This window comes from Pseudomonas sp. A-B-19, assembly GCF_019947515.1.
Taxonomy (GTDB): domain Bacteria; phylum Pseudomonadota; class Gammaproteobacteria; order Pseudomonadales; family Pseudomonadaceae; genus Aquipseudomonas.
The window spans coordinates 1-21,657 of sequence record NZ_JAGYGN010000020.1; the positions used below are offsets into that span (position 1 = coordinate 1).

A 21,657-nucleotide genomic window follows, 5' to 3' on the forward strand; every position below is an offset into this window, starting at 1 on the left:
CGCCCACCCTAGAGGCGCTGGACGCCGAACACGTGGCGAGCTTCTTCAGCGGGTTTGACCGGAGCGAGAGCTGAGCCATGCACGATATCGAATTGAGCGAAGAGCAAGTCATGATCCGCGATATGGCCCGGGATTTTGCTCGTGGCGAAATCGCGCCCCATGCCCAGGCCTGGGAAAAGGCCGGCTGGATCGATGACGGTCTGGTGGCCAAGATGGGCGAACTGGGTTTGCTGGGCATGGTGGTCCCCGAAGAATGGGGCGGTACCTATGTCGACTACGTGGCCTACGCGTTGGCGGTAGAAGAGATTTCCGCCGGCGACGGTGCTACCGGCGCCTTCATGAGCATCCACAACTCCGTCGGTTGCGGACCTGTGATGAACTACGGCAGCGAAGAGCAGAAACAGACCTGGCTGGCGGACCTGGCCAGTGGAAAAGTCATCGGCTGCTTCTGTCTGACCGAGCCCCAGGCCGGTTCCGAGGCACACAACCTGCGCACCCGTGCCGAACTGCGCGACGGCCAGTGGGTGATCAACGGCGCCAAGCAATTCGTCAGCAACGGCAAGCGGGCCAAGCTGGCGATTGTGTTTGCCGTGACCGATCCGGACCTGGGCAAGCGTGGCATCTCGGCGTTCCTGGTACCGACCGATACCGCCGGTTTTATCGTTGACCGCACCGAACACAAGATGGGCATCCGCGCTTCCGACACCTGCGCGGTCACTCTGAACGACTGCACCATCCCCGAGGCCAATTTGCTGGGTGAACGCGGCAAAGGCCTGGCCATCGCCTTGTCCAACCTCGAAGGCGGACGCATCGGCATCGCAGCTCAAGCACTCGGCATCGCTCGCGCGGCGTTCGAAGCGGCGCTGGCCTACTCCCGTGATCGGGTGCAGTTTGGCAAGACGATCAATGAACACCAGAGCATCGCCAATTTGCTGGCCGACATGCACATGCAACTCAACGCGGCGCGACTGATGATCCTGCACGCCGCGCGCCTGCGCACGGCCGGCAAACCCTGCCTGTCAGAGGCCTCACAAGCCAAGCTGTTTGCGTCGGAAATGGCGGAAAAGGTCTGCTCGTCCGCCATTCAGATTCATGGCGGCTACGGGTACCTGGAAGACTATCCGGTGGAAAAATACTACCGGGATGCGCGGATCACGCAGATCTACGAAGGGTCAAGCGAGATTCAGCGGATGGTGATCGCCCGCGAACTGAAGAACTACCTGGTTTGAATCTTTAAAAACTTCGCTGGCAAGCCAGCTCCTACAGTGGGTTCGGTCGTTCACAAATGTCGTGTACACCCAAAAACCCGTAGGAGCTGGCTTGCCAGCGAAAGCGTCAGTCAGACCGCTAATTTACTTGCCTTGGAACTCGGCTTCCCGCTTGGCAATAAACGCCGCCATCCCTTCCTTCTGATCCTGCGTCGCAAATGCCGCATGGAACACCCGACGCTCAAAGCGCACGCCTTCGGCCAGGCTCACTTCAAAGGCGCGGTTGACGCTTTCCTTGACCATCATCGCAATCGGCAGCGACTTCCTGGCGATCAACGCCGCGACTTTCAGCGCTTCTTCCAGCAGCTCATCGCTCGGCACGATGCGCGCGACAATCCCGCAACGCTCCGCTTCCACCGCATCGATCAAACGGCCGCTCAGGCACATTTCCATGGCCTTGGCCTTGCCCACGGCGCGGGTCAGGCGCTGGGTGCCGCCCATGCCCGGCAGCACGCCGAGGTTGATTTCCGGTTGGCCGAATCGGGCGTTGTCGCCGGCCAGGATGAAGTCGCACATCAGCGCCAGCTCACAGCCGCCGCCCAGGGCAAAACCGTTGACTGCCGCGATGATCGGCTTGCGGCGGTTGGCCACACGGTCGCTGTCGCTGAACAGGTCGTCGATGTAGATCTGCGGATAGGTCAGCTCCGCCATTTCCTTGATGTCGGCACCGGCGGCGAAGGCTTTTTTCGAACCGGTCAGGACGATGCAACCGATGTTCGAGTCAGCCTCGAAGCCATCGAGAGCCTGGTTCAGTTCGCTGACGATCTGCGCGTTCAACGCGTTCAGCGCCTGCGGACGATTGAGGGTGATCAGGCCAACGCGGCCGTGGGTTTCCAGCAAAATCGTTTCGTAGCTCATAAACAACTCCTGTTTTACATAAGGCCAGACCCCTAGTAGGCGCTGCCGCGGGCTGCGATCTTTTGACTTTGATTTTCAAGATCAAAAGATCGCAGCCTGCGGCAGCGCCTACAGAGGTCTCCTTTTCAAAGGTTGCGCGAAATGACCATGCGCTGAATGTCGCTGGTGCCTTCGTAGATCTGGCAGACCCGCACATCGCGGTAGATCCGCTCCACCGGGAAGTCATTGAGGTACCCATAACCGCCGAGGGTTTGCAGCGCCGAGGAGCATACCTTCTCGGCCATTTCCGAGGCGAACAACTTCGCCATCGACGCTTCGACCAGGGCCGGCTGGCCGCTGTCCCGCAGGGCGGCGGCGTAGTGCACCATTTGCCGCGCCACGGCGATCTGGGTGGCCATGTCCGCCAGGCGGAACGCCACGGCCTGGTGCTCGATGATCGGCTTGCCGAAGCTCTCGCGCTCACGGGCGTAGTCGCGAGCCGCTTCGAAAGCGGCGCGGGCCATGCCCACCGATTGCGAAGCGATGCCCACGCGACCGCCTTCAAGGTTGGCCAGGGCAATCCTGTAGCCTTCGCCCTCCTCGCCCAAACGGTTGGCCACTGGCACCTTCACGTTTTCGAAGAGAATCTGGCAAGTGTCGGACGCATGCTGACCGAGCTTGTCTTCGACCCGCGCAACGGTGTAGCCCGGCGAATCGGTCGGCACGATAAAGGCACTGATGCCGCGTTTGCCAGCGCTCGGATCGGTCACCGCAAACACGATCACCACCCCGGCATTCTGCCCGGAGGTAATGAATTGCTTGCAGCCGTTGAGCACGTAGTGATCGCCTTCCAGGCGCGCACGGGTTTTCAGGCCGCTGGCGTCGGAACCGGCCTGGGGTTCGGTCAGGGCGAAAGCGCCGAGCATCGCACCGCTGGCCAGCGGTTTGAGGAAGCGCTCCTTCTGATCGTCGTTGCCGTACTTGAGAATCGGCACACACCCCACGGAGTTGTGCACGCTCATGATGGTCGAGCAGGCGCCATCGCCGACGGCGATTTCTTCCAGGGCCATGGCGTAGGCCAGGTAACCGGTGTCGCATCCGCCCCACTGCTCCGGCACCAGCATGCCGAAGAAACCCAGCCCGGCCATCTCACCGATGGCTTCCTTGGGAAAGCGTTGCTCGCGATCCCATTCGGCGGCGAACGGTTTCAGCCGTTCCTGGGCAAAATCCCGGGCCATGTCGCGGATTTGTTGCTGGTCGTCATTGGGGATCATGGTGAATCCTTAAAATTTAATTGCCCCCTGTAGGAGCGAGCTTGCTCGCGAAGAACGTCAGACCACCGCGTTCATCCAGGCAGCTTGCGTTATCGTTCGCGTCCATCGCGAGCAAGCTCGCTCCTACAGGGATTGGCGTGAGCCTTAGTAGAGGCATTCCACGGCCATGGCCGTCGCTTCACCGCCGCCAATGCAAATCGCCGCGACGCCGCGCTTCAAGCCTTTCTGGCGCAGGGCCGAAAGCAGGGTCACCAGAATCCGCGCACCGGACGCGCCGATCGGGTGGCCGAGGGCGCAAGCACCGCCGTGCACGTTGAGTTTCTCGTGGGGGATTTCCAGATGAGTCATTGCGGCCATGCCGACCACGGCGAAGGCTTCGTTGACTTCCACCAGATCGACCTCATTGAGCGACCAGCCGGTTTTCTTCATCAATTTCTTGATCGCGCCGATTGGCGCCACCGGGAACAGGCCCGGGGTGTCGGCGAACGCGGCGTGGCCATGGATCACCGCCAAGGGTTTGAGGCCTTGCTTCAGTGCCTGGGACTGGCGCATCAGCACCAGCGCGGCGGCACCGTCGGAGATCGAACTGGAGTTGGCCGCAGTCACCGTGCCGCCTTCGCGGAATGCCGGCTTCAGCGAAGCGATCTTGTCCAGCCTGGCTTTTGGCGGCTGCTCGTCATTGCTGATCACCACCTGCTCTTTGCCGACTGTCACGGTCAGCGGGACGATTTCATCCTTGAAGCTGCCATCCTTGATCGCCTGCTGCGCGCGGGTGGTCGAGGCGATGGCGAACGCGTCCTGGGCTTCACGGCTGAAGCCGTTGGTTTCGGCGCATTCTTCAGCGAAGGTGCCCATCAGGCGACCCTTGTCGTAGGCGTCTTCGAGGCCGTCGAGGAACATCGAGTCCTGCACCCGGCCGTGGCCCATGCGGTAGCCGGCACGGGCGCGGTCCAGCAGGTAGGGCGCGTTGGACATGCTTTCCATGCCACCGGCGACCACGACGTCGGCGCTGCCGGCGAGCAGCATGTCGTGGGCCAGAATCGTCGCTTCCATGCCCGAACCGCACATCTTGTTCAGCGTGGTGCAGCGGGTCGATTTATCCAGGCCCGCGCCCAGCGCCGCCTGGCGTGCAGGCGCCTGGCCAAGGCCTGCCGGCAGTACGCAGCCGAACAACACTTCATCAACGCTATCGCTGGCAACGCCGGCACGTTCGACGGCGGCCTTGATAGCGGCTGCACCGAGTTGCGGCGCAGTCAGGCTTTTCAGGTCGCCCTGGAAACCACCCATTGGGGTGCGGACGGCGCTGACGATAACGATTGGATCATTGGACATAGTCATGACAAATCCTCCTTACTTGGCGGCCATGCGCAAGGCACCGTCGAGACGGATCACCTCGCCATTGAGCATGCTGTTTTCAATGATATGCCTGACCAGCCCGGCGTACTCGGCCGGTTTGCCCAGGCGTGGCGGGAACGGCACGCCTGCGGCCAGGGAATCGCGAACTTCCTGGGTCATGCCGGCCATCATCGGCGTTTCGAAGATGCCGGGAGCGATCGTCATCACACGGATGCCGAAACGCGCCAGCTCACGTGCCGCAGGCAACGTCAGGCTGACAATCGCGCCCTTGGACGCCGAGTAAGCCGCCTGGCCAATCTGGCCGTCGTAAGCCGCCGCAGACGCGGTGTTGATGATCACGCCGCGCTCGCCGTCGGCGTCAGCTTCGGTTTCGGCAATTACCGCCGCTGCCAAACGCAGCATGTTGAAACTACCGATCAGGTTGACATTGATCACCTGGCTGAAACCGGCCAGCGCATGCGGACCGTTCTTGCCGAGGATCTTCTCGCCACGCACGATGCCGGCGCAGTTGACCAGACCATTGAGGCCGCCAAAGGCCTTGACCGTCGCCTGCACCGCGGCTTCGGCCGCCGCTTCGTTGCTGATGTCCGCCACCACGCTGTGGGCGCCAAGGCGCTGGGCCTGGGCGGCAACGGCTTCGGCGTTCATGTCCACCAGCATCACTTTCGCGCCGGCGGCAACCAGCACCTCGGCGGTGGCGGCACCGAGGCCGGACGCCCCACCGGTGACGATAAAAATCTTGTTCTCGATCTGCATCATTGTTTCCCTGGATTCAAGCTGGAACGTTCTTCGCCGCGGCCTCTTGAGCCTTGGCGATTTCCTGGTTGCGCAAGATAAAGCGCTGCAATTTGCCGCTTGGGGTTTTCGGCAATTCGCCGACAAATTCGATTTCGCGGGGGTACGAGTGCGCCGCCAGACGCTTGCGCACGTGCTGGCGCAACTCTTCGGCCAACTCGGGGGCAGCGCGGTATTGCGGGCTAAGCACGACAAAGGCCTTGACCAGTTCGGTGCGCTCCGGATCGGGTTTGCCGACCACGGCGGCCTCGACTACGGCCGGGTGTTCGATCAGCGCACTTTCCACGTCGAACGGACCGACCCGGTAGCCGGAGGTGGTGATCACGTCATCGCTGCGACCGACGAAGCTGATGCTGCCGTCCGGGTTCCACTCGACGGTGTCGCCACTGAGGTAATAGTTGCCGACAAAGGCCTTGGTCGGCCCGCCTTCGTAGCCGGCGAACCAGCACATCGGCGATTGGCTGCGGTCGATGGCCAGGATGCCCGGCTGACCAACGCCCAGTTCCTGGCAGTCGTCATCCAGCACCACGATACGGTGGCCCGGCGAGGCAAATCCGGCGGCACCCATGTGAATCGGATGTTCCAGACCGTGGTGGTTGCACAGCACCATGCCCAGTTCGGTCTGGCCATAATGGTCGTGGATGACCACGCCGAGGTTGTCGGCGAACCAGCGGATCACTTCCGGGTTCAGCGGCTCGCCGGCGCTGCTGACGATACGCAGCTTGCCCTTGATGGATCTGGCGAACTCATCGCCGCCGGCAATCAGCAAACGGTAGGCCGTCGGCGAACCGGTGAGGTTGGTGATCCCGTATTTGTTGATCACCCGGCAGGTGCTTTCGAGGGTGAACGGGCCATCGTAAAAGGTGATCGGATGCCCCATGGACATCGGCCCGGTGACACCGAAATAAATGCCGTAGGCCCAACCCGGATCGGCGACGTTCCAGAACGCGTCTTCCGGGCGCAAATCCACTGCATCGCGGGTGTAGCTCTGGAACGCAACGATGGCCTTGAGCGGCACCGACAGTGCTTTCGACGGGCCGGTGGTGCCCGAGGTGAACATCAGCAGGAACGGATCTTCCCCGGTCAGCAGCACCGGCTCGCAGTCAGCGGAGTGGTTGGCCAGTTCGGCCCAGAAACTGAAATCGCCGCGAACCAGGCCCTGCCCTTTGGGGCCGGTGACGGTCACCGTGGTCGGGCAATCGGCGACTTCGGCCAGCTTCGGCCGGTTCACCCCGTCGGTGACCACCACTTTGGCGCCAGAGCAGCTCAGACGGTGCTCGATGGCTTTGGGACCGAACGCGGTAAACAGCGGTTGATACACCGCGCCGATGCGCCAGGCGGCGAACACGGTGATCAACAGTTCGATATTACGTGGCAACAGGCCGGCCACCTTGTCGCCTTTCTTCACGCCTTGGGCCAGCAGGAAATTGGCAAAACGCGCGGCCTTGTCCTGCAGTTCGGTAAAGGTGTAAGCCGCGCTGCTGCCGTCGCGGCCTTCCCAGAACAGCGCGATGCGCCCCGGCAAGGCATGCCGGTCACAGCACTCGATACAGGCGTTAAGGGCCGTCAGGTCGCCTGCGAGTGCGGCATCGACGGTGTGCTGATAATTGAACCGAGAAGCAGCAGACAAGTAATCGCGCATTGCCAGAATCCCTCTGTGTTTCTTATTAGGTTGGGGGGAACCGTAATCAACAGCGAAATACTCGCTCTGCGCGGGGGTGCCGGGCAATGGTCAAAGCTATCAAGTTGTCTGACTGCTTTGGCCAAAACCGCAGGGCATCAAGCGATGAAGCGCACCCCGGGTTTGGCGCGTTCGTCCACGGTCAGTTCGAACACATCCGGCCGCGCGTAGTGACCGACCACGTCATAGTCGTAGCGGGCGCGAACCAGGTCGTCAGTATCGATTTGTGCGGTGAGCAGCCCGGCGCTGTCACGCAACGGTCCGGCGAGGATGTCACCCATGGGACCGACGATCACGCTGCCGCCGGCGATCAGCGGCCGCTCCGCCGGCCAGTTGGCGATGTCCGCACCCAGGGCCTGTGGCGATGCCTGGACCTGACAGGCGCTGACCACGAAACAGCGCCCCTCATGGGCGATGTGGCGCATGCTGACCTGCCACATCTCCCGTTCGTCCACGGTCGGCGCGCACCACACCTCCACGCCTTTGGCGTACATCGCCGTGCGCAGCAGCGGCATCATGTTTTCCCAGCACACCAGCGCACCGACGCGCCCGACCTGGCTGTCGATCACCGGCAAGGTCGAGCCATCGCCCTTGCCCCAGATCAGCCGCTCGGTGCCGGTGGGCATCAGCTTGCGGTGTTTGGCCACCAGCCCGGCCTGCGGATCGAAGTACAGCGCGGTGCAGTACAAGGTGCTGCCGGCGCGCTCGATCACGCCGATCACCAGATTGGCCCCAGTACGTGCGGATAGCGCTGCCAGCGCTTCGGTTTCCGCGCCGGGTACGTCAATGGCATTGGCAAAATAGCGGGCAAAGGCTTCGCGACCCTCCGGCAGGCGATAACCCAGTTGCGTGCCAAAGCCCTCACCTTTGGGATAACCACCCAGCAGCGCTTCGGGCATCACCACCAACCCGGCCCCGGATTCGATGATCGCGTTTTCATAGGACAGGATCAGTTCCAGGGTTTGCGCCTTGCCACCGGGCAAGGCGCCGATTTGCAGGGCCGCAACGATTGATTTGGGCATTTCGGACACTCCATTCATATCAGGTGTTGCTCATTCTCCGGCGCCACGTGATCATCAATAAAGACCGATTCACTGCTGAATGATATGAGCCAAATGAATATCACCGACATCGACCTCAACCTGCTCAAGGTCTTCGAAGCGCTGCACGAAGAGTCCAGCGCCAGCCGTGCCGCCTTGCGCCTGGGCGTGACGCAATCGGCGGTCAGCGCGGCCTTGCGTCGGTTGCGCGAGGTGTATGGCGATCAGCTGTTCGTGCGCACCGGACGCGGCCTGGCGCCTTCGCTCAAGGCCAATCAGCTCAAGCCGGTGGTCAGCGATGCCCTGAACAAGTGCCGGCAGAGCCTGGCGATGGTCGATCCGGCCGCGCAACAGTACGAAGGCCGCTCGGTCACTGTGGGAATGTCAGATGATTTCGAGATTGCCTACGGCCGGCGGCTGATCGAAGAAATCACCCGCAGCGCGCCGAAGTTGCGGCTGATTTTCCGCCAGACCCACAGCCAGATCGTCGCCCAGGCGTTGCTGGAGCGCAGCATTGACCTGGCGATTACCGCAGGCGGGTTTGCCGAGCGGCTGCTCAGCCGTCAGGTGCTGGGGGAAGGTGGTTATTTGTGCCTGGCGGACCCGTCGAGCCTGCTCGAGGGCCAGCAATGCATCAGTCTTGAGGAGTTTGTCGCCCGCGAACACATTCTGGTGTCGTCCGGCGGTTTTATCGGGATTACCGATGAAGGATTGGCGGCGCTGGGGCTGAGTCGACGGGTGTGTGCCTCGACCACGCATTTTGCCGCCCTGCCATACTTGCTCAAGGGCACCCGGGCCGTGGCGACCATTCCGGCCCATGCGGCGCAAAGCATCGCAACGCTCAGCGGACTGGCGTTGCTGCCCTGCCCCTTGGCGCTGCCGCGCTACCCGATCGAGCTGGGCTGGCGCACCAGTACCCAGCTTGACCCGATGGTGTTGAAAGTGCGCGAGGCGATTGTCGCGAGTTTCGCGTAGGGGCTGCCGCAGGCTGCGATCTTTCAAAAAAGCAAATCGAGATCAAAAGATCGCAGCTTTCGGCAGCTCCTACTTGGCGGCCATCAAGCGATTGACTTCACTGCGCACCATGTTGGCGAATTCCGGAGGCGACATGCCGTCCAGTTCGGCGCGTACCCATTCGGCCCATTTGCCTTTGCGTTTGGCCCGTTCGCCGAACAACCGTGCGGCCTCGCCCTTGGCTTTGCCCAGGTTGTTTTGCCAGAGTTCGAACAGACGGGATTTTTCGTCTTCAAGCGCAGCGCGCTCGGCAAGGGGTTTGTCGGCCAGATTGAAGCTCATGGGAATTTCCTGCTGCGTAAAATAAGCGACATCTTACACTGTAGGACGAAATGTCCTGCGCCGGTTTTTCAGCAAGATGGCCTCCGCCGGCAAAATAGCTGTAACCCGCATACGCGACCAGACCTTGCCCGCAGGCGAGGCCACCCAAATTTATATCGGCGGGCATCCATGGCTAACCGCGGCGATATCTGCCGGGTTTGGACGGGTGGTGGGATTGCTGCCGGGGCATCGGTAAACATTTCGGCCAAACACCGCAAACCTTGTAGGAGCTGGCTTGCCAGCGAAAGCATTGTGTCAGCCAACATAAAAGTGACCGACACACCGCATTCGCTGGCAAGCCAGCTCCTACAGGATCACTCCCCCGCCAGCTCCCGCAAGTTCGCCAGCGTCTGCGCATCCAGCTCAATGCCATTGACCTGTGATTTGGCGCGTTGATGGTGACGCCGGTCACCGGGCAAACGCTTCAAGCCGACACCGTGCATTTGCCGCACCAGTTCCTGGCTGCGCTCGGCAAAGCTTTGCCCCGCCGCTTTGCTCGGGTCGATCACGATAAGCAACTGGCCAGTCCAGGGCGTCTTGGCGCCGGGATGGTGCTTCCAGTCGAACTCGAACGAAAAATTGCCGCCGGTCAGTGCCGCCGCGAGCAACTCGACCATCATCGACAATGCCGAGCCCTTGTGCCCGCCAAAAGGCAGCAATGCGCCGCCCTCAAGAATCGCTTGCGGGTCTGTGGTCGGCTGGCCGAGGCTGTCCACACCCATCCCTGCCGGCAAGCGTTTGCCCTCGCGTGCGGCAATTTGCACATCGCCATGGGCAATGGCACTGGTGGCCAGGTCGAAGACAATCGGCGCGTCATCGGCCCGCGGTGCAGCGAAGGCAATCGGGTTGGTGCCGAACAGCGGCCGGTCGGCGCCGTGTGGCACCACGCAGGTCATGCTGTTGACCACGCTCAAGGCCACGAGGCCTTCTTCGGCGAAGGGCTCGACATCCGGCCACAAGGCAGCGAAATGGTGCGAGTTACGGATTGCCAGCACCGCGATGCCGGCACTTCGGGCCTTCTGCACCAGTAGTCCACGTGCAGCCGCCAGGGCCGGTTGCGCAAAACCGTTAGCGGCATCGACCCGCACAAACCCTGAAGCCACATCTTCGACCACCGGAACGGCCTGGCCATTGACCCAGCCGCTTTGCAGCGTCGACACATAACCCGGAATCCGGAATACCCCGTGACTGTGCGCACCGTCGCGCTCGGCACCGGCGCAGTTTTGCGCAAGCACCCGGGCAACGTCGGCCGACGTGCCGTGACGCAGAAAAATCTTCTCGAGCAAAGCGCTCAGCGCTTCGAATGACAGGTGTGACGAGGTCGCAGTAGAGGTGTGATCGTGTGGCGCAGACATCTGAAGCTCCAGACTGATTATTGGAGGGAACAACAGCGTACAAAGACCCGCCGATTAACAACGCGCAGCGAGCGACCTGTCAACCTTTCGCTCAGGGCCGATGAGGCATATCCGTGTCACGAATGCCCACGGCCCGTGCGTTATCTATTTACCACCTGCATCATCGCGCCGGTTTTTAGTCTCGACACTCAATCCACAGGCGCCTTTGAATGGCACCTTGAACGAGACTCGACGATGCCTACACCTGTAACTCCACTGTTTTTCCCCGAAGCACTGTCGTCGCCCGGCCTCTGGAGAGAACTGGGCAAAACCCACGGGCTGACGCAAAAGGACTTCGAATGGTTCAGCCATATCCAACTGGCGAGCCAGGCCCTGCGCGATGAGCAGACACCACCCATGCTGGCGAAAAGAATCCTGCTGAAAATACCGGGACCGAAACATTTGACGCTGGCCGGCAGTTTTTTGCTGACCGCGACACCCGATGACAACGGCGTGATTCTCTACACCCCGTACGCCGGGATACAGAAGTTCACTGACCTTTCGGCCCTGACCGAACAGCTGGTCAAACAACTCAAAGCGGCCGACGAAGACGATGATCTGCTGGCCTTCATGGCGCTGTCTCAACGCAGGGCGGTGGTGGAAGCCGTGACCATCGCGCTGGACTTTCAAACCATCGAAGGCGACGTGTTCGAGGACCAACGCAACACCCTCTCCAGCCAGCAGCGACTCAATGACCAGGCCCTGCTCGATGAGCTCAAAGCGCTGCCGTCCCTGACGTCGCTGCTTGAGGCATCGCTCAGTGAACAGCTGGCTACAGCTTTTCCCGGTCTGGACCAGCGCCAGACCCAGGTGAATTTCCATCAGGCAACGATTGACGAGAACACAACCCGACGCTGGGTCAATTCCCTGTCCCTGAGCGACGCGGTACTCCTGCACTATCGCCATCAGCGTTGGCCGTCCGGACAGTCCCATGAGTTTTCCCATCCGAAAAAAACCTCGGTAAAAGCCGACCAGCCACTCTGGGAAGCCGCCGTCACCACGATCTCGCGCAAACTCGTCAGCCTGCTGGTCAGGCAGCTCGAAGGTTTCTGGGCTGCGGCGAGTGCCGATGGCCCATCGCGTCGCGCATTCTTTGGCCGGGCCATTGCCGATCAGGCGCGAGTGCAACTGCTGCTCAAGCGCGAAGCCGGGATCATCACCCCGGAGCAAAGCCAGGATTTGCATGCGTTGATCGCGACCGCGAGCCGGGCGAACGCATCAATGACAGTCGAAACCGTGCGCCTGTGGGAGCACCGGGCCAACTATGTCGAGTTGGCCGGCTCACTGATGGTCAGCGCCAGCGGTGCGTTCCTGTACACGCCCACTGAAGGCCTGCAGGTGCTCAAGGACTATCAGGACTTGCGCGATACAGTGCTCGGCAAATTCAGCGCGGCCGGGCACGAGGATGAGCTCTATGGCCTGCTGAGCCTGGACGAACGCCAGCGTTTCATCGGTTTTGACCGGCCGAATGTGACCGGGGAAGTGATGTCCGGCGCGATCTTCCACAAGCTCTTCGACGCGATTGTCACCAAGCAACTGCAGAACATGGAATATGCCCTGCAGGTGTTCCGTCACAGTGACGGCAACGTGAACATCCACGCCCTGTTGGACAAGGCGCTGGATATCCGCTCGATGATCAGCGAACGGCTGCTGACACTGGAGACCGACGGACGCTGGAGCACACGGCCCGTGTTAGTCGGCGATCAGAATCCCTCCATGGTGCTGGCGGATACCGCGGCAGCTTTCGTCAAGACCTTCAGCGACATCCAAACACTGATAAACGCAGATTTTGCGGCGCAACCGGTCGCTTCGCTCGCCTTGCAACGGGTTTATCTGGAAAACATGAAACCCCGTCTGGGCCATGCGCTATCCGTCGGCATCCGGGGCGAGGCCAGTCTGCGCAGGCTCAGCACATCACTGCGGGATGCGGACCGGGCCATTGTCGAAACCGTATTCAACCCGGATCACGCAGACCGGCAGAGTCGTCTGTCGCTCAAGGGCTTCCGGCCCGATGCCTACTCATTGACGCTGGAGTGCTCCGCTCAGGACGATGTCCTGCCCCTGGCCCATTGCCTGCTCTTGACCGAGCGCGGCGGGCTCGACGCCTTGCATTCCGGCAGGTCGATCCTGTGGACACCTGCCGAGGGCCTGGAAGTCTTTGACACCATCAGTCGTGCACGGCTGGAACTGAACCGCCGCCTGCTCGACCCACGACAACGCCTGGCGCTGCTGGACAACCTCACCCCGGCCCAGCGCGTCTTTCACCAACGCTACTCACTGGGACCGCTGCGACTGATTGAAGGATCTGTATTGGAGCGGGTCGCGCAATCGTCCTTCGAACACTTTCTGGCTCGCTGCGAACACGTACGCACCTTCGATCTGAGCGCAACGAAGCAGAAAGAAGCCCTGAAAACCCTGACCACGACGGCCTTCAACGCCAACCTGACAAGAGCCACCTCGATTGCCCGGGCGATCAGCCAGCAGCAGTCCCTGCCCGCCTGGCTTGGAATGGCTCCGCTGGAAGACCAGCGTCAGCACCTTGAATTGCTGGAGCAATACCGCAACAGCGTTGATGAGGACAAAGACTATTTGCACGGGATCAAACCCCTCAAGTCGTACGTGCATGAGACGTTGACGTCATTGCTCGCCAGCCGCTTCCCTGCAAAACCGCTGGACCCCGACAACATCGAAATCACCCCCGACCTGGCCCTGGTCGGCCCCGCCAGGAGCCTCACCGAGTTCGCCCTGAACCATGTCAACATCGCACAGGGCACCGGGTTCAAAGTCAGCTCGGCAACCCTTCAAGCCCTGCCCGCCGGGCTGGACCAGGCGGCAGTCCGTCAATTGTTGCTGTCATTGAACATCGCGCAAGACTACGCCAGACAGGTCACCGACAACTTGTCGAGTCAAGCAGCCGACGTCGAAAACCGAATGCTGCGGTTCGTCAAACAACTGCCCTGGCAACTGCTGCAACACGCCCACGAACTCAAGCTGCGGCAACGGCTGTCCGGTAGTGCATTCGATTTGCTTCACCAGGTACTGGACATGCCGGACGCCATCGCCCGGACTACCGTTCAGGGGGCACATGCGATTGTCCGGCCACTGGAACTGATCAAGACAACCGGCGCCGCCGCCGTCAAAGCGCTGGGCCTTTACCTGATCGGCCCTGGCGGTGGCAACACAGGCCCACAAATTCTCTATGCCCCCTACCATCCCTCAGGCTCACCGTTTGTAGAGTTTGAAAATGAGGCCAGCGTTGTCTCGGCGCTCAACACGCCGGGAGTCTTGCAGGAAATGTTGATACGTCGCCTGCCAGACAGTGAGCAGGCAGTGTTACGCAACCTGTTCGAATCCACCATTGGCCAGTTGAGCGAAATGACTCTTGCGTCCAACCCCATCGGCGGCAACGTACTCAGCCGTTTTTTCCATGACAACACCCAACTGCTGACACGATTGCTCGGCAGCCAGTCGCATGTTTCAGGCCAGTCGGACTGGGAGGTTGTCAAACACCTGTTCAGCTCCGGAATCAAACTCTTCTCGGGGCTGTTACCGGGCAAACTCGCGTATCTCCAGTTTCTGTGGAATGCCTACAAGGACGCGAAAAACTCGGCCGAAGCCCTGCAGGAGCATCACTGGAAAACTGCATTGCTGGAGTTTATTGCCGGTGCGGTGCAAATCTTGACGTTGGGCCGGTTATCGCTTGAAGGATGGGTCGACAGCGCCCAGGCAACCGGTGACGCCATCGCTCAACCGGCTGCCACCCCCGTGATTGCGCAACCCTGGTCGCAGGTCCGTTCGACAGCACCGTTGCGTACACGACTGCAACCGTTCGAAACCACCGTCGAGCTGAAGAACCTGACGAAAAACCGCACGGATGGCACCTACCTCGAAGCGGCCAGCCGGAAAACTTTCGCCGCCATTGCCGGCAAAGTGTACGGCGTGAACAAGACCGGAGCGGTATGGCGAATGGTCAAAGGCCAGGAAGAAGGCCCTGTGTTACTGACGACGCCTGACAAGCAACTGGTGATCGACCCGGACACCCACACCGTCCATTTCGGCAAAGCCCTCTCGAAAATGCACAATCAGTTCGCTTATGCCCATGCTGCCCGGGAGGTGCTGAACATCGAGGCCCGGGGGATGAAGGAAATCCACGCAAAACATCCCGAAAAAGCCCGCATGATCGTGCAGGCCATCGACATGGCTCGCTATTACGCGTTCAACAGCCTGCACAACCTGGTGCAACTGCGCAAACTCGTCCCGGGCACACGGCTTGATACCTTCCTCAAACAGTTCTTTGATGTCGGGCAGGTCGACAACGCACTGATCGACAAAATCCAACAGGCTATCGTTCCCATCTGTAACGCGCTGGTCGACCCTGATGAAGACTGGATGAACTCGCAACGTTTTATCGTGGGTTCAAACCGGAACCCGAAGGACAGCCTCGTCGCGTTTGTCCTGGACAAGGATAAACAGCGCCATGTGCATTTCACGGAACGATTCTTCGATCAACAACTGGATTGGTACAAATCCTGTTTGACACAACCCTTCGACGTCGACGGCCACAGCCAGGCCGCCACGCTGATACACGAGTTCGCTCATCTGTTTTCCGGGGCTGTGGACATTGCATACCTTGAGGCCAGGCGGCCGTTCAGCGATCTGGTGGCATCGATCACCGCCTATGGCGCAGCCATGAAACAGAATCAGATGGACTTCCAGCGAGTAGCCCTGTCGATGGAAACACCCAAGGAAGAATTGTTCGCACGCTGGAACAGTGGGCAGCAAACGTGGATCGACCTGGATTCGATTCCGGGTTCTTATCACGTCGGCAAGGCCATCCTGCGGCTGACTGGCAGCAAGACCATGGAGAAGGCACGGGAAGCTTTTTTGAACGGGCAGGATTCGGAGATCCGAACCGACGTCATTTTGCACAATGCCGACTCCATCGCCTTTTTGATCTGCGAAATGGGCCGGCAACTGGACCCGGTGCCAGACACTTCGACCTCTGAAACCTGATTTCGACGTAATAACGCGCAGATCTGCGGATCTGCGCGGCACAGCGGTATTTGTCCTGATCTTGTTTCATGCGCTCTGTGGATACGGCTACCCCCGACAGCAGGTGTTCCAGAGGCGAGGCGTTAAAAAAAACTACACACTGATGGTTAAATGCCATGACTGATGTTCTCGCAGACTTCCCCCCAAGGTTAGAATGCACGAAATCAGGATGAGCCAATGACCGACCACATGCTCTCGCAAGCCGAATACGACGCCATCACCGATGCCGCCGCGCATTGGTGCATGCGTCTGCACGCCAACGACTGCGCCGAGCAAGAGCGCCAGACGTTCGAGCATTGGCGTAATGCGCATCCGCTCCACGCCTTCGAGTACGAAGCGATGCTGGAGATCCGGGATGTCGCCGGCGACTTGCCCCATCCCGCACCCGTCGTGCCGCTGGTTCGCACTCAACGGCAAACCCTGTGGCGACGCCTGGGTATTGCCGCAGCGGTGTGTGCCCTGGTGCTGCCTTTGGCGGGTTATTGCGGCTGGCACCTGGGCTGGGTACCGAACGTGTACCAGCATTTCGATGCGACCGACAATGTTCGCACGGTCACCTTGAAGGACGGCAGCCAGGTGGAACTGAACCTGGGCAGCGAGCTGACCTACAGCAACTACAAGGATCAACGGCAAGTCACGCTGAAAAAAGGCGAAGCCTTCTTCAGTGTCAGCCATGACACCCGTCACCCGTTTGTGGTCAAGGCCGCCGAAGGGCGGATTCGCGTGACCGGTACCCGATTCAACGTCTGGATGTATGAAGACCAGGTCAAGGTCAATCTGTGCGAAGGCTGGGTACTGGTCAGCAGCAACGCCGACCGGCCCGGCGAGGGCTTGCACCTCGACCCGGCGATGCAGGCCGTTTATCGCCACGGCGACTTCATTCCCCGCATCAGCCAGACCCATGACAATGACCGTTCGCTGGCCTGGCGCCAGGGCAAACTGGTACTCGACGATCTGGCACTGAGCGACGCACTGCCCTTGATCAATCGCTACCTGGAAAAACCCTTGATGCTCGCTGACAACAGCACCGGTTCGATCCATATCGACGGTATCTACAACATCAAAGAGATCGACGGCCTGGTGAAATCCTTGCCGCGAGTGCTGCCGGTGTACCTGACCCGCAGCCAGAACGGCAATCTGGTGGTCAACGCGATTCCGCAAAAGACCCCGAAAAGCTGAAAAAGCCGCCACCTTTGCCGGGTGCAGCCTTCAACGTTCATGCAACGCTCCAGGCCCCGCGCTTGCCCCAAGGCTCAACCCCAGAGTCACACCCACCAGGCTCAACCTGGTGAACCGGCTGAAAATAATCACGCTCGCTCCTGATCGAAAAACGATGGCTACAGCTGCGGATGCCCACGCGCACCGCGCCTCCCCGCAGGGACGAAGCTCGCATCAGAAATTCAGGTTTTTTACCGTGCATCGGCCCGTGGACTGACAGGTTGATCACACGATGGCGACAAATTTTCTACATTTGAGCCTTCATGATTTGCACGGCTCATGCGTCTAGTCTTTCAAGAGCGCCCACTTTTTCCTGATCAGGCTCTGAAAAGGAGTTTTTGCAATGTACAACTCGCAACTGCCAACGGACGGTAGCAATGCGCCAAAGGGTACTTCCATGGTAGTCGGCGTATTCGAGCGTACCGATCGTCACAGCAACGAACGGATCAGAATCCTGCTCAAAAGCTTTGGCCTGCGAACCAGCCTGATCCGCCTGAAAGTCATCGATACCCTGCTGACGGCCGCCGAAAACGACCGCAGCCTGGGCGTGCGTGGCGTGCACAGCCAATTGCTGGAGCTGGATATTCCGTTGTCATTTCTGAGCGTGCGTGAAGTGCTCAAGCGCTTGTGCAGCGAAGGCGTGATTGTCCTCAACCCCGACAAAAGCTACGGCCTGCATCCCCAGGCTGCTGCCATTTTGCGCAACCAATGATCGAATGATCAGGGCTTGACCTTGCGGCGCATCACACCATTGATGACCACCACGATCACCGCCACGCCTATGGCGATGTACTGGAACACTTTTTCACTGATGACGCCGGTGTTCTGCAACCAGGAAAGGCCAAACATGATCCCCAGTACCACCAGGGAGATCAGAATCGAGTATTTCAAACGTTGCGACTGAGTCATTGCAGGTTCCTGAATCTTGAAATGTATCCGGTTTGTATCGATACGCATGCCAAGTGCCTACCCTGTTTCGGGGATAAACAACTGCAAGCGGGGGTCTCATGTTACAGCCGATGAAGAGTTTTAGCTTCATAACGGCGATAACCATGAGGACTTTCACATGTTGCGTCGAATCACATTGCTGATGCCTCTGCTGGCCATCCTGACCTTGGGCGGTTGCATTGTTTACCCTTACGGGGGCTGGCACCACCATCACCACTACGATCATCGCGGACCAGGTTATTACCAACATCGTTAACAGCTGTTCAACCTCCTGAGTCCTTTCGATAGAAGTCATTGCCAGGCTGGGCACACAACTCAACCAGCCAATCGACAAACACACGCACCCGCCGGGATAACTGGCGGTGCGGCGGATAAAGCGCCGTCATCGGCATGCCCGGTGGCGGCACCTCCTTCAGCACTTCACACAATCGCCCCTCCTGCAGTTGCCGGGCGACGTGATAGTACGGCGTCTGCACCAGGCCATATCCGGCCTCGCACGCCGCCAGATAACCATCGGCACTGTTGACCGCCACCTGCTTGGGCAGATCGACCGGCTGCACCTGGCCATCCACGACAAACTCCAGCCCATAGCGTTTCGCGTTGCTGGAGATGTACTCGACCATCCGGTGCCCGGCCAGGTGGTCCAGGGTATGGGGCGTTCCGTGCCGCTGCAGGTAGTCAGGGCTGGCACAGGTCACCTGGTCCATCATCACCAACGGCCGTGCCACCAGCGAATCGTCCAGCAGCGAGCCTCCACGCAAGACACAATCGACACCTTCGCGAATCAGGTCCACCGGCCGGTCATTCAGGCCGATTTCCAGCTCGATCAAGGGATAGCGGGCGGTGAATTGCGGCAACGCCGGAATCACCACCAAGCGCCCCACTCCCGCCGGCATGTCCACCCGCAACAAGCCCTTGGGATTGTGGCGCGCCGCGCTGAACACCGCTTCGGTCTCTTCAAGATCCGCCAGCAAGCGCACGCAACGCGGGTAATAGGCCGCACCGTCGAGCGTCAGGCTGATCTGCCGCGTGGTGCGTTGCAGCAGTTGCACCCCCAAGTGCGCCTCCAGTTGCTTGATCAGGATGGTCACCGAGGCCCGGGGCAATTGCAGGCTGTCGGCGGCCCTGGCAAAGCCACCGAGTTCGACGATTCGGGTAAAGACGCGCATGGCGTTAAAACGGTCCATTGCTGGTTCCACCGGCTGATTGTTTAGATTTAACGAATAGTGATAGCCGTTTTAGCCGGTTTATCTTGTTTCTGTCGAGGCGAACAATAGCGACTCACTTCACAGGGAGCTGATTTCATGCACACACGTCAATTGGGAAAAAATGGTCCGCAGGTGTCGGCCATCGGCCTGGGCTGCATGGGCATGACCGACTTTTACACCACCGGCACGGACACCCGCGAAGCCACAGCCACCCTGCACCGCGCGCTGGAGCTGGGTGTCAATCTGCTCGATACCGCCGATATGTACGGCCCGCACACCAACGAAGAACTGATCGGCAAGGCCATTGCCGGCAAGCGCGATCAAGTGTTCCTGGCCAGCAAATTCGGGATCGTCCGCGACCCGGCCAACCCCACGGCCCGGGGCGTCAACGGTCGGCCGGAGTACATTCGCCAAGCCATCGATGGCAGCTTGAAACGCCTCGGCGTGGACACTCTGGACCTGTATTACCAGCACCGAATCGACCCACAGGTGGCTATCGAGGAAACCGTCGGCGCCATGGCCGAACTGGTCAGTGCCGGCAAGGTGCGTTACCTGGGATTGAGCGAGGCATCGGTGGCGACCCTGGAACGGGCGCACAAGGTTCATCCGATCAGTGCGTTGCAAAGTGAATATTCATTGTGGAGCCGTGACCAGGAAGAAAACGGTTGCCTGGCGGCCTGCCAGCGTCTGGGCGTCGCCTTTGTGCCTTATAGCCCGTTGGGCCGAGGCTTTCTGACCGGCGCATTGAAAAGCCCGGATGATTTCGCGGCGGATGACTACCGCCGCTTCAGCCCGCGCTTCCAGGGCGAAAACTTCGCGAAAAACCTGCTACTGGTGCAACAGGTACAAGCGCTGGCGGCAGAGAAAGGCGTAACGGCGGGCCAACTGGCGCTGGCGTGGGTGCTGGCCCAGGGCGATTACCTGATACCGATTCCGGGCACCAAGCAACGTAGATATCTGGAAGAAAACGTGGCCGCTCTGGAGGTGGCGCTGAACGCCGAAGAACTGCACGCGCTGGAAGCGATCTTTCCGGCAAATGCCACCGCGGGCCTACGCTATCCGGAAGAAGTCATGAAACTGCTCGACCGATAACCGTCACCCTTGAGCGTCGCCAGCGGCGCTCAAGGTCCGACCTGACAATTTTGTAATGCCCCCCTCATCTGCCTGACAGCGTTGATCTACGATGATGAAGCTGTCGAGCTCTGTAGTAATTCGAAACACTCCATGAATACCTGACCCGGAAAAGTGGTCAGAATGCGTTTTTGCCCGTGAACCGAGACGAGTTTCCCCATGCGACCCCACTTGCGACTGATCGCCCTGAGCGCCCTGTTCATGTCCTCCCTGACCCAGGCCGCCGACCTCATCCCGATCGAGGTTCATCGCGACGCCAATTGTGGTTGCTGCAAAAAATGGATCAGCCATTTGCAAGCAAACGGCTTCAAGGTCGAAGACCATGTCGAAGCCAACATGAGTGAATTCAAGCAACAGCACGGTGTGCCGCCGCGTCTGGCTTCGTGCCACACCGCACTGATCAACGGCAAATTCGTTGAAGGTCATGTCCCGGCCGACCAGGTCCTGGCCCTGAGCAAGCGCGACGATCTGTTGGGCGTCGCGGCCCCCGGCATGCCCATGGGGTCGCCCGGCATGGAAATGGACGGCATGAGCGATGCCTATCAGGTCATTGGCCTGAAAAAGGATGGCACTGACGTGGTGGTTGCGGATTACCCCGCCCATTGATGTCCGGCGCGTACCTCGGGCTGTTTTTCGCGGCATTCGGTGCCGCCACGCTGCTGCCGTTGCAATCCGAAGCCGTGCTGGTGGGCCTGTTGCTCAGCGATCGGTATTGGCTCTGGGCACTGCTGGCAGTGGCAACGTTCGGCAACGTTCTGGGGTCGCTGCTTAACTGGTGGCTGGGGCGCGGGATCGAGCGGTTCCGCGGCCGGCGCTGGTTTCCGGTAGGCCCCCGACACCTGGAAAAAGCCCGGCTGCATTACCAACGCTACGGCCATTGGTCATTGCTGCTCAGCTGGCTGCCGGTGATCGGCGATCCGCTGACGCTGGTCGCCGGGGTCATGCGCGAACCGCTGGGGCGTTTTCTGCTGATCGTCACCCTGGCCAAAGGCGCCCGCTACGGTGTGCTGGTCGTGGCGACCCAGGGCTGGATGGGGTGAACCATCGAGGGCGGCGATTGCCTGTGTTTAATAGCGCCCTAATCGAGCCGGTCCAGCATCGGCGGCTATCATATGGAGCT

Annotated in this window: 18 protein-coding genes and 1 pseudogene; 9 read left to right on the plus strand and 10 right to left on the minus strand. The window is 60.4% G+C overall.

Annotation, left to right across the window (positions count from 1 at the left end; genetic code table 11):
• The first annotated feature begins 77 nt into the window (after positions 1-77).
• Entirely contained in the window at positions 78-1,229 is a 1,152-nt protein-coding gene (locus KGA81_RS20580) for an acyl-CoA dehydrogenase family protein (protein ID WP_223547925.1), read from the plus strand.
• Between the two features lie 123 nt (positions 1,230-1,352).
• On the opposite strand, the gene KGA81_RS20585 is transcribed toward KGA81_RS20580, so the two are convergent.
• The 6 genes from KGA81_RS20585 to KGA81_RS20610 form a co-directional block, all read right to left on the minus strand.
• Positions 1,353-2,126 (minus strand): enoyl-CoA hydratase, encoded by a 774-nt coding sequence (locus tag KGA81_RS20585; protein WP_223547926.1) that lies wholly within the window; start codon positions 2,124-2,126, stop codon positions 1,353-1,355.
• A gap of 125 nt (positions 2,127-2,251) precedes the next feature.
• Positions 2,252-3,379, minus strand: a complete 1,128-nt coding sequence (locus KGA81_RS20590) for an acyl-CoA dehydrogenase (protein WP_223547927.1) — start codon at positions 3,377-3,379, stop codon at positions 2,252-2,254.
• Positions 3,380-3,523: 144 nt separating this feature from the next.
• Positions 3,524-4,717 (minus strand): acetyl-CoA C-acyltransferase, encoded by a 1,194-nt coding sequence (locus KGA81_RS20595; protein ID WP_223547928.1) that lies wholly within the window; start codon positions 4,715-4,717, stop codon positions 3,524-3,526.
• A 12-nt stretch (positions 4,718-4,729) separates the two neighbouring features.
• On the minus strand, positions 4,730-5,491 hold the full coding sequence (locus KGA81_RS20600) for an SDR family NAD(P)-dependent oxidoreductase (protein WP_223547929.1): 762 nt from the start codon (positions 5,489-5,491) through the stop codon (positions 4,730-4,732).
• A gap of 16 nt (positions 5,492-5,507) precedes the next feature.
• Complete coding sequence (locus KGA81_RS20605) at positions 5,508-7,172, minus strand: AMP-binding protein (protein WP_223547930.1); 1,665 nt, start codon at positions 7,170-7,172, stop codon at positions 5,508-5,510.
• A 137-nt stretch (positions 7,173-7,309) separates the two neighbouring features.
• Positions 7,310-8,233 (minus strand): carbon-nitrogen hydrolase family protein, encoded by a 924-nt coding sequence (locus tag KGA81_RS20610; RefSeq protein WP_223547931.1) that lies wholly within the window; start codon positions 8,231-8,233, stop codon positions 7,310-7,312.
• A gap of 84 nt (positions 8,234-8,317) precedes the next feature.
• Between KGA81_RS20610 and KGA81_RS20615 the strand changes: the two genes are divergently transcribed.
• Positions 8,318-9,226 carry a LysR family transcriptional regulator gene (locus tag KGA81_RS20615; RefSeq protein WP_223547932.1) on the plus strand — a complete coding sequence of 303 codons (909 nt, stop codon included), beginning with the start codon at positions 8,318-8,320 and terminating at the stop codon, positions 9,224-9,226.
• Positions 9,227-9,295: 69 nt separating this feature from the next.
• On the opposite strand, the gene KGA81_RS20620 is transcribed toward KGA81_RS20615, so the two are convergent.
• Positions 9,296-9,547 (minus strand): hypothetical protein, encoded by a 252-nt coding sequence (locus KGA81_RS20620; protein WP_007983592.1) that lies wholly within the window; start codon positions 9,545-9,547, stop codon positions 9,296-9,298.
• Positions 9,548-9,659: 112 nt separating this feature from the next.
• Here KGA81_RS20620 and KGA81_RS20625 point away from each other — a divergent pair.
• Positions 9,660-9,782: pseudogene (locus tag KGA81_RS20625) on the plus strand (DUF883 domain-containing protein); the annotation flags it as partial.
• Positions 9,783-9,900: 118 nt separating this feature from the next.
• Here the strand turns inward: KGA81_RS20625 and KGA81_RS20630 are convergent.
• A complete protein-coding gene (locus KGA81_RS20630; RefSeq protein WP_223547933.1) occupies positions 9,901-10,941 on the minus strand; it encodes an Ldh family oxidoreductase in 1,041 nt (346 codons plus the stop codon).
• Positions 10,942-11,175: 234 nt separating this feature from the next.
• On the opposite strand from KGA81_RS20630, the gene KGA81_RS20635 reads away from it, so the two are divergent.
• The 3 genes from KGA81_RS20635 (at position 11,176) to KGA81_RS20645 (ending at position 17,962) form a co-directional block, all read left to right on the plus strand.
• A complete protein-coding gene (locus tag KGA81_RS20635; RefSeq protein ID WP_223547934.1) occupies positions 11,176-15,993 on the plus strand; it encodes a dermonecrotic toxin domain-containing protein in 4,818 nt (1,605 codons plus the stop codon).
• Positions 15,994-16,209: 216 nt separating this feature from the next.
• Positions 16,210-17,211, plus strand: coding sequence for a FecR family protein (locus tag KGA81_RS20640; RefSeq protein ID WP_223547935.1), 1,002 nt, complete (start codon positions 16,210-16,212; stop codon positions 17,209-17,211).
• Positions 17,212-17,593: 382 nt separating this feature from the next.
• Entirely contained in the window at positions 17,594-17,962 is a 369-nt protein-coding gene (locus KGA81_RS20645) for a fe2+ zn2+ uptake regulation protein (protein WP_223547936.1), read from the plus strand.
• An 8-nt stretch (positions 17,963-17,970) separates the two neighbouring features.
• Here KGA81_RS20645 and KGA81_RS20650 read toward each other — a convergent pair whose 3' ends face one another.
• Both KGA81_RS20650 and KGA81_RS20655 read right to left on the minus strand, forming a co-directional pair.
• Positions 17,971-18,159 carry a hypothetical protein gene (locus tag KGA81_RS20650; RefSeq protein ID WP_223547937.1) on the minus strand — a complete coding sequence of 63 codons (189 nt, stop codon included), beginning with the start codon at positions 18,157-18,159 and terminating at the stop codon, positions 17,971-17,973.
• 302 nt (positions 18,160-18,461) lie between these two features.
• Positions 18,462-19,385 (minus strand): LysR family transcriptional regulator, encoded by a 924-nt coding sequence (locus KGA81_RS20655; RefSeq protein WP_223547938.1) that lies wholly within the window; start codon positions 19,383-19,385, stop codon positions 18,462-18,464.
• 117 nt (positions 19,386-19,502) lie between these two features.
• On the opposite strand from KGA81_RS20655, the gene KGA81_RS20660 reads away from it, so the two are divergent.
• The 3 genes from KGA81_RS20660 to KGA81_RS20670 all read left to right on the plus strand — a co-directional run bounded on the left by KGA81_RS20660 (position 19,503) and on the right by KGA81_RS20670 (position 21,577).
• The gene (locus KGA81_RS20660) at positions 19,503-20,498 is read left to right on the plus strand and encodes an aldo/keto reductase (RefSeq protein WP_223547939.1); all 996 of its coding nucleotides are present in this window, start codon (positions 19,503-19,505) and stop codon (positions 20,496-20,498) included.
• 198 nt (positions 20,499-20,696) lie between these two features.
• On the plus strand, positions 20,697-21,143 hold the full coding sequence (locus KGA81_RS20665) for a DUF411 domain-containing protein (RefSeq protein WP_223547940.1): 447 nt from the start codon (positions 20,697-20,699) through the stop codon (positions 21,141-21,143).
• On the plus strand, positions 21,143-21,577 hold the full coding sequence (locus KGA81_RS20670; RefSeq protein WP_223547941.1) for a YqaA family protein: 435 nt from the start codon (positions 21,143-21,145) through the stop codon (positions 21,575-21,577). The genes KGA81_RS20665 and KGA81_RS20670 overlap by 1 nt, the downstream gene beginning before the upstream one ends.
• Positions 21,578-21,657 lie beyond the last annotated feature (80 nt).